We start from the raw sequence: 11,657 nt of genomic DNA on the forward strand, positions 1-11,657 counted from the left end.
TAATCACCTCCGTTTAATTTTGCTGGTAAGCTTCCCAGATATATTTAACGTTTAATTTATTTCCTCTGCAGTTACTGTCTGAGCCTGTGATAAAAAGATTGGTTCCTAGAGCACCATAGCTCAAATCTCCTCCAATAAGGGAAAGCCCAGTTGAAGTAACTTGATAGGCATAGCCCCCCAATTGATTTTCAATTACTAGTTGAGTGTCTTCAGTTGAGATCGGAGTTATTTTGACTAAATCTGGAGTAAAGGCGAGGGGGATTTGTTTACTTGGAGTGCCGTCTCCTGTATAAGTGCCCTTTGCAAACTTGGGAGGAACGGGGATATTTTCAGCTAATGCATAATCAGATGCTGCTCGTCCACCTAACAGCTCTGCATTACCGTCTATTGAACCACTAATGATCCCTGATTCATTACGGACTGGTATAGAGTTTGGCGAGGTCGTTGTTGAAGCTGAAAAACCATTCAAGGAGTCTGCTGAACCAGCAGATGAGACAATCCATTCTTCTCCGTTAAACAGTTCCTGTTTATTAGTCTTTGGGTCAATCCAAATTGTCCCTGTCTCTGGATCTTCTGGCTTAGCTTCCGTGGAAATTGTATAAAGACCATTAACTTTTCCACTAAGGCTTCCTTTTACTTCAATTGAAGGAGTAGGGAGGTAGGGGTTTTCAGAAGGATGATTTGACTTAACTATATCCGAAAGAAGAATTTGATTATTATCGATATCCGCATCTACTCTTCGATATGCTTGAACACCAATTGTATAGTACATATTTGAAGGCAATCCGGTAAAAGTAGCTGTTCGCCTGTCATATTTAACATTTTGTAAATTTTCACTAGCTTGCACAGAGCCAAATGTGTACTCCTCATTGTCATCACTACCGTGTAAGTAAACCTCAAACCCATCAATGTTGTATTTGTCTTCATTGGATTCAACATAGTTCCACTGAATGGTAATATCAACTGACCCGTTATCATTTACCTTATGGGTAATTGCCGTGCCGTCAGAAGCAATGATAGGGGGTGCTGGCTGCACTGAGATCCTGTCATTTCGGATATTGAAGTTTTCAGTTACTTTGTCCCATTCAATCTTTCTTTTGTTTAATTCAGTACTAATTTTGTTTGTTCTGTAAACAGTCTTAATAATTTTCTCGAAATCAGATTGAACTCTTTTGCCATTTGTAATAGTGACACCAATATTTGATTGTTCAAAATCAATTGTTATTGCTGAAAGTATGGCTTTGATATCAGTATTTAAATCGTTCTGTTGAACTCGTACTATGTCTCCTAAACTGAGCCTATCCCAGTTATGTTTTTCACTAAGACAGTTAAAAAAGTTTACTATATTGAGCGTAATATTTACTGGTGGCGTATTTCGACTTTCGAGTTCTTCGTTAGCATCATCATAAAGTTCATTCTCATCATAGATGCTGTCATTTGACCATTCAGTTGTTGAAATGAAACGTGAGAGCAGTTTTTGTTTATTTTCACTAAAATTGTTCTCAAAAGAAAGCTTTTCTTTAAGTTTAGAAATTGAAGCAGATATTTGAGAAATTGTTGATTCAATTGCATCAATTTGGTTTTTCTTTTCTGCAACTGCTTTCTGCTTTATGGCAAGTTGAGCTTTCAGTTTACTTGTGTCATCTCCGGCTTTCTTTGCAACTTCAATTCGATCTAATAGCTTTTGAACTTCAAGATCAAGGATGTAAAGCTCATTCTTCAATTCGGTTAAACGACTTTCAGATTCGTTCTTTTGGGTGAGAAGTTTATTAAACGCATTTCCTTCGTTATTAACGAGGTCATTGTAATCAAGAATTGCATGACAAAGTTCATCTGGCATATAGGCACTGTGAGAAATAACATTTCGTTGTTCGTCACGTTGAAAGGGGAAGAGGAAATAAGAAAAGTCATCAATGTAGGATTGTCCAGTTGGATTCACTGAATTAATACTGATACCATCTTTTCCAGTAGCATATAGCCTTGTTACCAATTCATCAGCATCATCTGAATCATCCATGCTAATCATATATTGCCGAGGGTTCAGTTTAAGGCCTTTGTATTTCGAAATGTCTGATTCTTTATAAAAGCTTACAGTTTCTTTTACTGTATCAAAGACTGGGACTGCATCGAACTTCTCGCAGATTGAATATAAAAAATCAAGCTTATTAGTTGATGATACGTCAAACTGTCTTCGTTTTATGTTAAAGAGAGTATCTATGTATCCAACCGTCCAACTGGTATTCTTTAAACAGTCTGTAACTACTTCCAGGAGGTTTTTAGATGTCTCTTCATATTTAAGAACGCTTATTCTGCTCAATTCATGTTGAAGAGACCTGCACTCAACTTGTACAGTATCCATTTCACTGCTGAAAGACTTGGTTCTTTTAGTGATAATAAACCAAATCGTAAGCCCATAGAACTCTGTTTTAATTAGGTACCAGGGTTTTAGTAAATCTACAACATGATTTCTTTTAATGACCCCATCATAGGTGGCCTTAAGCGGAATAGAGAAGGAGAGTTCGTGAACGCTGCTTCCGTGATTTAAAGTTACAGTTGGATTCAGAACTTCATCAATGTTAGCTATTTTAGTCTTGTCTGGTTTAGCAAGGGATAAGCGTATGTTTTTTATTTCTGTATCTTTGCGAATAGTTATCAATTTTTTCACCTTCTTACCGATACTTAAATCTGAAAGTGAATCTCAGTTTGCATTTTCCGGTCACTTTTAATCGGTTTTTTCCGTAATCCAATCTAATATAATTGTCATTAAAATCATCATATCTTTCATTCCCGTATAAAGAAGACTCAATAATTTCTTTGACACCATTCACTTCAACAACTTCTCTGTCTTTTAGATTGCTAAGTATAAAGGGTTCAGTATAATCACTCAGGTTCTCGATTTTTACATCACCGTCGCCAATTTTAAAAATTTCAACAGTAGGGTAAATCGCAACATCACCTTTGTTATGGAGTTCAATGATTTTCATTCCTGATGATATATCAAAGGAGTGGGTACTTGTGTTTCGACTGTATGCATAAGGGGAGTTGCATTTCATAGTCAAACGAACATATCCATGTCTAGCTGCATTATGCACTAAATCACTGGTATCCACGGGCATTGCATAATACACAATGTCTAAATTTTCGCTGAACGCTAAAGGCTTGTAATCATCGACATCTAGCCAGCGCTTAATTGCTCTTATTTTTTTCTCATCATAATTTTCACCAACATAAAAGTTTAAAGGGAATTGTTTAGATTCTCTTTTGACACCTTCAGTGTATGGCTCTGATCTTCCTTTTACATAAGTTTCATTAACTGATCGTGAACCCAAAAAAGATTCCTCAACTAACCCTGATTCTGTATTAACGTTTTCTACACCGTAGTCGATCGACTTTACGTTATCAAACATGAAATATTGGCTCTGTCTAATCAATTTTTCACCCCCAATATAAAAAGAGCCGACCTTAGCCGACTCATGTTATGTTGAAATTCAGTCCAGTATTTTTAAGACCATTTGCTAATTGTTTGTACACTAAGCTTGCAGTTTCTTTAGCATTACTAGCTTCTGTTACATTAATTGTGAATGAGTTCTGATTGTTTGATGTATTTCCTTTAGGTGTAGAAGGGGTTACAGTAGGTGTCGAGAAGTTCTTAAGAGTTGGAATTAAGCCTTTAGTTAAATTTGTTTGACTAGCAACTGTAGCGTTCATTGCTGGCGTGACAAGAGCTATACTCTTACTTAGAACATCTGAAATTTTACCGGGTTGACCCCATTTAGAGGTAGTCTTTACTGAATTATCAGTGGACGTTTGACGAACTTGCTTTACAGCTTCCAGCATGTTTTCAGTATCTGTCTTATTTAAGATAAGTTCCTTGTCATGTAAGAATGCAAGCTTTCCTGCTCCAAGTCCCGTGCCTGTATACCCACCAGAAGCAAATGATGACACCTTTTTACCTGTTTTATTTCCAGTTGTAACGGTATTTAAAGCGCTGGCAGCATCCTTAAGCTTATCAATCAAGTTATTAGAAATGCTTTTTCCAATCGACTTCATATTCTCATTTATGAACTTAGTGAATTCATTAAGCTGCTTAGCGATGTCAGTAATTTTACCATCCATAAGCTTATCTTCAAGCTTTTTGAATGCTCGCTCATCATTCACAAGATCATCGTACTTGTTGTTGATCGACTCTTCATCTTTATCAAGTTGATCCTGAAGAGCTTCTTTTCGTTTTGTGTTACTACGATCTTTAAGGTACTCATCTAATGCTTTCTGTTGCTCTTGAAGTTGTTTCTCTAAGTCTTTGACTTGAGCTTTCGCCTCAGAGGAGTCGTCCATTGAAAGTTTATTGATTTTATCTTTTGTTTCCTGTATTGCTTGGTTTTTCTCCTTCAATTCCTTTTGATACTTAGCTTCTTCGTCTTCTTTGTCGATCTCATCAATCTTATCTTGTGTCGCTTTCTGATGAGCTTCTAACTCTATATCACGCATTTTTTCGTACATCTCTTTGTAGATGGATACAACTTCATCGGCCAATGATTTATAGATATCTTTGATCGATTTCTTGGTGTTATAAAGCTCAAGGTTAAAATCTTTCTGTTTATCTTTCCAGTTTTCGATTTCTTCAGCAATCTGTTCCTGGATGTCAGGGAAGCCTTTCGCGGCTTTCTTTTGCTCTTCAAGCTGCTTAATATATTTCTTGGCTTCCTTTTGTTGTTGCTGAATAAGCTTTATCTGTTTGCTATAGTATTTAACCTTGTCTTCATCTTCTTCAGTCATTGAAATTTTGTTATCGACATCTTTAATTTTCCCTTGGGTTTTAGAAGATGATTTTTCAATTGACTTAAGCGTCTCATCCACTTTAGATTGGACAAGTTGTTTCTGTAGTTCACGAACCTGGTCTTGAACAGAAATTAAATCTAGCTTGGCTTGTTTCAGCTCTTCTTGAAGCTGTGCACGTTGAGCGGAATTCAGTGCTTTATTTGTTTTTATTTCTTTTTGAATCCAATTGACTTTTTGTTGTTGGATTTTAGCTTGCTCTGCTACAGCTTTTTTCTGATCAGAGGTGTATTTGCGGAATTCCTTGCTGTCAGAAGTGTATCGGTTAGCCATTGATTCATCTTTAGCTATCCGAACATCAAAATCCCCAATTCTTTTATCAAACTCATCGAGTTTGGATTGAACTAGTTCATACTGAAGTTCTTGAATCTGATCATTGACTGCATCTATATCTCCTTGAAGGGAGAGAAGATCAGATTTAGCCTGGGCTATCCCTTGTTGCCGTTCTGCCTCAGCTTGTGACGCATCTGAAATAGAAGTTCCAATACCTTGCATGTACTTTTCAGGATCGATTGTTTTTCCATTTTGTTCGATCTGTAAATGAAGGTGATTTCCAGTTGAGTTCCCTGTGCTACCAACTTTACCAATAGTTTGACCGGCTTTAACTGATTGACCTGTTTTAACAGAAGGAGTGTTAAGCATGTGCATGTACTTGGCAACTGTTCCATCATCTTGTTTAATAACAACCCAGTTACCTGCAGTTTTACTGTAGCCAGCAATTTGGACTTTACCACTTTGAAGAGATTTAATTGCTGTACCTGCTTTTGCAGCAAAATCAGTTCCTTTATGTGGGGAGGAGCGGAGACCAGATTCCTGTTGTCCATATTTGGAGCTTACCCTAAAAGCGCTATTATTTGTATAATAGCTGGCGATTGAAGAAGTGGCAGAGGAGAGGGATTTGCTGTAGTTGGTCATGATCTTCTTAACGTAATTCTGTGTTTCTTTAAAAGGAGGGATACCGCCATATTTAATTACGTTACCAGGCCCAGCATTATATGCAGCCAATGCTTTTTCAACATTACCGCCAAACTTTTCAAGTTGTTGGGCGAGGTACTTTGTTCCACCCATAACATTTTGATAGGGATCGTAAGCGTTATTTACTCCCAAGCTTTTTGCTGTTGCTGGCATCAGTTGCATTAATCCCATGGCACCTACACCAGATCGTGCTTTAGCATTAAACCCTGATTCTTGCTGAATTACAGCTGCAATAAGGGCAGGATCAACATTGTATTTACTAGCTGCTGAATTTATGTAGCTTGAATACTTGCCTGAATATGATCCACCAGTTGAGGAGGGGGTTCCGCCAGAAGAAGTTGTAGAGGTTACAATACCGTATTGGGTAATGTTACCGGATTTAATTTGTTCTTTAAGCAGCTTAGCTTGTTCCTGCATAAGCTTTTTCTTTTGCTGAAGTGCTTTAATTTCTTTCTTGATGGCATCTCGATATTTCTGAGAGTATTTCGGATAATCATTGACCTGCTTGTTGTACTTGTCAATCTCAGCATTAACTTTTTCTAATGCTTCCTTGTATTTATCAGCAACATACATTGAAGTTTTTACTTCTTCGGAAGCTTTTTCTGCAGATGAAGACATGTCTTCCATTGATGTACCAGTCTCTGATAGGGAAGAAGAGGCTAAATCAGCTAATTTATCAAGTTCTTCTAGTTGATCTGTAATGTCAGTAACTTGATTCAAATCTTCTTGAGTTTTAGGAAGGTATTGAATTGCTCCACCATTACCTTTTTTCATTTCATCAAGAATTTTCTGCTTTTGTTTTTCAAGATCTGACTTCATATTATAAGCATCTTGAACAGTTTTGATCGCTTTAACTTCGGATTTATACATATTAATCTTCTTGTTTAAAGCATTAGCTTGATTTATTAGATCCTGCTTAACAGACTGTTGCATGTCATTATATGCTTTTAGCTTGGCGTCACGCAGCTTAACAACTGCGTCTCTGTTTATTTTCACAACGCCATTTTCAATTGAAATAGCGTCTGCAAGATCGTTTTCCTTCTGGATTAGCTTCATAGCTTCTGAAGCTGATAAACTCTTACCTTCTGCCATTTTCTCAAGCAATTCATTTAAAGGGGAGATGTTATCAGCCATGGCATCATAAGCATCGTTTTGTATTGCGGAAATGGCTAAATCATTTTGCTTAGAATCAACAAGGTCACGAATAATGGAGCTAATTGCTTCGAAGTCACCTTTGGCATCTTTAAGTTTGTCAGATAGGGTGCCAACAGATTCTCCTAAAGCATCTATACCTTCTCCATTTTCATCCCATGTTACTTTAGCTGATTCGGCTGAATTGTTTGTTGAGTCAACAGCATCCTTAAGATCCCCATAAGAGAGTACAAGACCATTTGCCTTATCAGAACCATTTACATATTGACTTATGAGGTTTTCAAGACCTTGAGAGGCTTTAGAAAAGTCGGTCTGATTTCCAGATTGTAGAGCCTTTTGTATCTTATCCATATATTGAGATACATTGATAGAAAAGGACTCTAACTGCGATGCATCCATTTTGCTGAAATCAATTTTGTTAAATGCATCATTGACTTCCTTGGCAAGCTGAGGGTTAATTTTTACGGAGTTAAATGCTTCGACTGTTTTGGAAACTTGCTCACGGATTTTTGACTGTGAGCTAGAGAGTGATTGTTCAACACGAAGAGCCTCTTGTTCAGCTTTAACACCTTGATTTTTAATTGAGCTGTCATCTGCAAAAGGATTTTCAAAGAATGACCAAAAACCCTTACCTTTTGAGTATGTATCAGCCATCTTTTTATATTGATCAACTTCAGCCTGAAGATCCTTAATTTCTTTCAAACTATCAGAAAAAGTATCTTTAGCACCCGTTTGAATATCTTTCTTATTGAGGTCAGCTAGTTCTTGTGTATATTTGATGGCATCTTGTAGAGCATCATTATTTTTAATTATTGCTTGCCCTTGTGAGTCGTAACCAGCAACTAAATTAGGAAACGTTTGAGCTAATTGTTGCGTGACCTGAAGATACTCCTGTTCTTTTTCAGAACTTAAAGTACCTGATTCTTTTGCTTTTTGAAGCTCTTTGTATTGAGCAATTAATTGATCTGTTGTGTCTTTATTGGTCGTAATTGCTTCAATACTTGTAATTTTAGCTTGTTCAAAATCTTCTCGTGCTTGTTTTAATTTGGAGTATGAGGATATTAGCTTCTCAATAACAACACCAAAAGCCATCATTGCTGCCATAGGAAGGAAGCTACCAGCTAAGAAAGCTCCTGTAGTCATTGCTGCCTTTTTTAAGTTCGTAAGTGAAGTTGAAAAAGCAGTTGTGATTTTACTCCAAATTGCTGTTTTGGCTGAAGCTGCTGTCACTCCAACCGTAAAAGTATTAAAATTAAGGATAAGATTTTTTAGAGCTGCACCCATTGCAGTGCCTGAAGCTAAAGCACTTGCACGAAGGGAAGAGTTAAATAATATAACTGCAGCTGTCGCTGCTCCAAATACTTGTGGAAGTAATCCAACGGACTTGGTCACTTGGGCACTTAATTGCATTAAACTTTTTAACGCATCAGCGAACACTACGATACTATCAGATATTAACGCTTCACCTGATGCCACAGACATTTCTGTAAAAGCATTGGATAAACGATTAACTCTTGCTTGCAAGCTATCGGCATATTTTTGTTGCTCTTTCCATGAACTGCCGACTGAATTAGCAGCAGTATTCGCAGCACTTTGGGCAATGGAGAAGTTATTCATCATTGCGTTAAAACGAGATAACTGGTAAATACCCGCAACGCCTATTGATGTATTTTGTTTCTGAGCGTCACTTAGCATATCCCATTTCCCAGCGAGTTCCTCAATTAATTCGCTAGAAGACTTAGCTTCACCGCCAGCTGTTTTAACTGAGATACCAATCTCTTCTAATGCCTTGATTGAACTTTGGTTATTGCCAATACGAGCAAAAATGGTCTTTAGTGAGTTACCTACAACATTTCCTGACTCACGAGTAGTACTGGCAATTGCTGTTGTGTAACCAATCAATTCGTTTAATTCAACACCGAAAGTAGAGGCTGTAGATCCGGCTTTTCTAATACTGTTTGCAAGGTCTAAGGTACTAACTGCATAGTTGTTATCGACTTCATTTAACTTATCTGCAATTGATATAGAATCACCGGCTGCTACATTAAAGTTAAGCATTGCAGCTGTTAAGGTGTTAACAGTATCGTTAGGATTCAAATCAGAAATGTTCTGTAAGACCTGAGCGGTTTTAGTTACATCTCCAAGTTCAGATTCACTAAAGCCCATTCGTCCAAATGAACCAGTGATTTCAAGGATATCCGAAATTTTATTAGATAGCTGATCACCAAGATCAATTGAGGATTGCAGTAGTTCATTAAATTTGTAATCAGGTAAGTCCATGACTCGTCTAATGTCTGTCATTAGTGTATCGATTTGAATGACTTGTTCCACCATTGACTTTAATGCTTGAACCCCTGAATAGAACATCGTCCCACTCAGAAAATATGCGGGCATACGACTAAATGATTGTGCTAATTGTTCTCCAAAGCCTGAAACATTAGAAGAAGCAGATGATGCATTCGCAGATACTTCTCTGAACTGCATATTTAGATTCTGCATTTGTGTTCTTAAATTAGGAGTTCTTGCCGTAAGTTGGTTAACTGAGTTGAGATAATTCTGAAGGGCAGAGGAGTTAGCGGTACTAAGTGAACTGCCGTAACGAGTATTGAGGTTTTGAACATTTATTTGCGCTTGACGTTGATATAATTGAACTTGATGCTCAAGTTCTTTTGTTTTTGCTTTAGCGGTAGAGGAATCATCAAGTCGTTTAATACGATTTGCAATTTGATCAATTTGAGCAGCAGTTCGAGCACCGTTAATTGAAGTGGAAAGTCGAGAGAGCGCCTGGGAAGAGACTAATCCTTTTTCTCTTAACTTTTCTAGGCTTTGGTTTAGTTGTTCAATTGCTTTCCTTTGTTGATCGTAATTGGTTGTTGTTCTTGAAGAAGTTGCATTAGTTTTAGGGTCAGTCGTATAAACAATGTCTTCAAAACCGTTACGGTTTTTCTGTACAACCTTTGTGGTTTGGCCTTGTAAGTTCTTTTGTTCGGTCTTTTTTTGTACTTGACCTAATTTTTCAGTGGCTTGAGCGAGTTTGTTAACTTCTTGAGTTTCTTGCCTTAGAGCAGCATTGCGATTATTAATTATTTTAGTTTCACGTTGAAGAATCTCACCGTTTTTCTTGTATTGCTGGGTGAGCTTTTCAACAGATCCATCAGCATTCTTAATTACTGTCGATGTTTCTTTTACTGTTTGATTGTAGGATTTTAGATTTTTTTGATACGCATCTACAGCAGAAGAGAATTCTTGCAGAGCTTTTAAGGTTGTAGAATCAATATTGGTGTTGAGTTTGAGAGAGTTAAGCTTCTTTTCTAAAGATTTGATTTGCTGATTTAACTGTTCGACAGTTTTTGATGAGGTATCAGCTTGCGGGGTTAATATGATTTTGAGGTTTTGGCTCAAGTAAGAATCACTTCCTTTCAGTAGGGGGAGGGAAATAAAAAAGCCACTCTGCTATTGAGTAGCTTTACTTACTGTATACATTTCTATTTTTCCATGAACCCTTGTTATATTTTATATTTGATATAACTTCTTTCTTTAGAACAATTTATGACAAATATATTTTTTGAATCGTTAAAACTTAGGTAGATAGAGGAAGGTCATTTTTTCTCCATTTCAGATTTCACTTGTTCTAATAAACTTCTAAAAAGGGTTGCTCCTGAACGGTGTGTTCTTCCTTTATCCATACCCCAAGTAACCCCGAAAAAAATTGCAACAGATGAAGCAAGCGCTAGACAAACAGACGTTAAAGTCGGTGCACCTTTATTTCCATAAGTGGCAAAGTAAATAAATTGAGATATAAGAAAAATGCTTGCTGATGTGAAACCGGGTATAATTTTGGAGTTGTCAGAAGTTTCCTCCATCTCTTTCATTCTACCTATTCCTAATATTATAGTGTCATATTCTAATCCTCTAATCCTTTGCAATTCAGCTTTTTTATTTTTTTCACTCAAATAGCCAAAATTTATTCTAATATACTCAATTATTTCTTCATCAGACCATTTAAGTAAGATTTCCTCTAAATTTTTTGCTTGTCTGTTATAAACATTCTTTTTCCAAAAGGGACGCCGTTTAATTAACTTTATTTCAATTGTATTATCGGAAAATTGTAATTTATCATTTGAGCTTTTATGCTCCTTTTCTTTATCAGCTTTCGCCTGTTCAAGGAGAGTTTTAAAAAAGGAGGCGGTTGTCACTTTATTTTTATCGAGCAATAATCCTACAAATAAAATTGCAATAAAAAAAGTTGTGAAAAATCCGTAGGCTAAATTCAGACTTTGAGCGACTCTCTCTGAAAAGTTATTTAGTTCAACTCCTGCGCCTATACATAGCTTTAGGAATCCAATTAAAAAGTTAAAAATCATTACAAGGAGAGCGGCATTCTTAGAGTTATCAAAGCTTGTTTCAATTCTAGCCATGCGAGAAATCCCTGATGAAAGATCGTTCTCACTTAATTTTTTAAGTGTTTCGTATTTCTCCATATGCTCAGTATAGTTCTGTCCTTTAACTGGAAACTCTTGTCTAATGAACTTGATTAGATCTCTTGATTTCATTTCTACAAGATTTCTTTTAATGATACTTTTGTTGAACAATTATTTCACCTCAAGATGATTATCGGTCATATATGAGGATCTGTTAAGTTTTTACACATAAGCAAAATCCCTCAAGCGAGGAATCTTGATTCTGAATAAAAG

General features: G+C 36.6%; 4 protein-coding genes. All 4 read right to left on the bottom strand.

Annotated elements, in window-relative coordinates; genetic code table 11:
* Positions 1 to 13 precede the first annotated feature (13 nt).
* Positions 14 to 2,656, bottom strand: coding sequence for a DUF7359 domain-containing protein (locus tag G4P54_RS09205; protein WP_167872431.1), 2,643 nt, complete (start codon positions 2,654 to 2,656; stop codon positions 14 to 16).
* 13 nt (positions 2,657 to 2,669) lie between these two features.
* On the bottom strand, positions 2,670 to 3,431 hold the full coding sequence (locus tag G4P54_RS09210; protein WP_167872432.1) for a distal tail protein Dit: 762 nt from the start codon (positions 3,429 to 3,431) through the stop codon (positions 2,670 to 2,672).
* Positions 3,432 to 3,471: 40 nt separating this feature from the next.
* On the bottom strand, positions 3,472 to 10,365 hold the full coding sequence (locus tag G4P54_RS09215; protein WP_167872433.1) for a phage tail tape measure protein: 6,894 nt from the start codon (positions 10,363 to 10,365) through the stop codon (positions 3,472 to 3,474).
* 197 nt (positions 10,366 to 10,562) lie between these two features.
* Positions 10,563 to 11,555 (bottom strand): hypothetical protein, encoded by a 993-nt coding sequence (locus G4P54_RS09220; protein ID WP_167872434.1) that lies wholly within the window; start codon positions 11,553 to 11,555, stop codon positions 10,563 to 10,565.
* Positions 11,556 to 11,657 lie beyond the last annotated feature (102 nt).

Origin of the sequence: Bacillus tequilensis (assembly GCF_012225885.1) — a bacterium.
In the GTDB taxonomy this organism is placed as follows: Bacteria; Bacillota; Bacilli; order Bacillales; family Bacillaceae; genus Bacillus; species Bacillus tequilensis.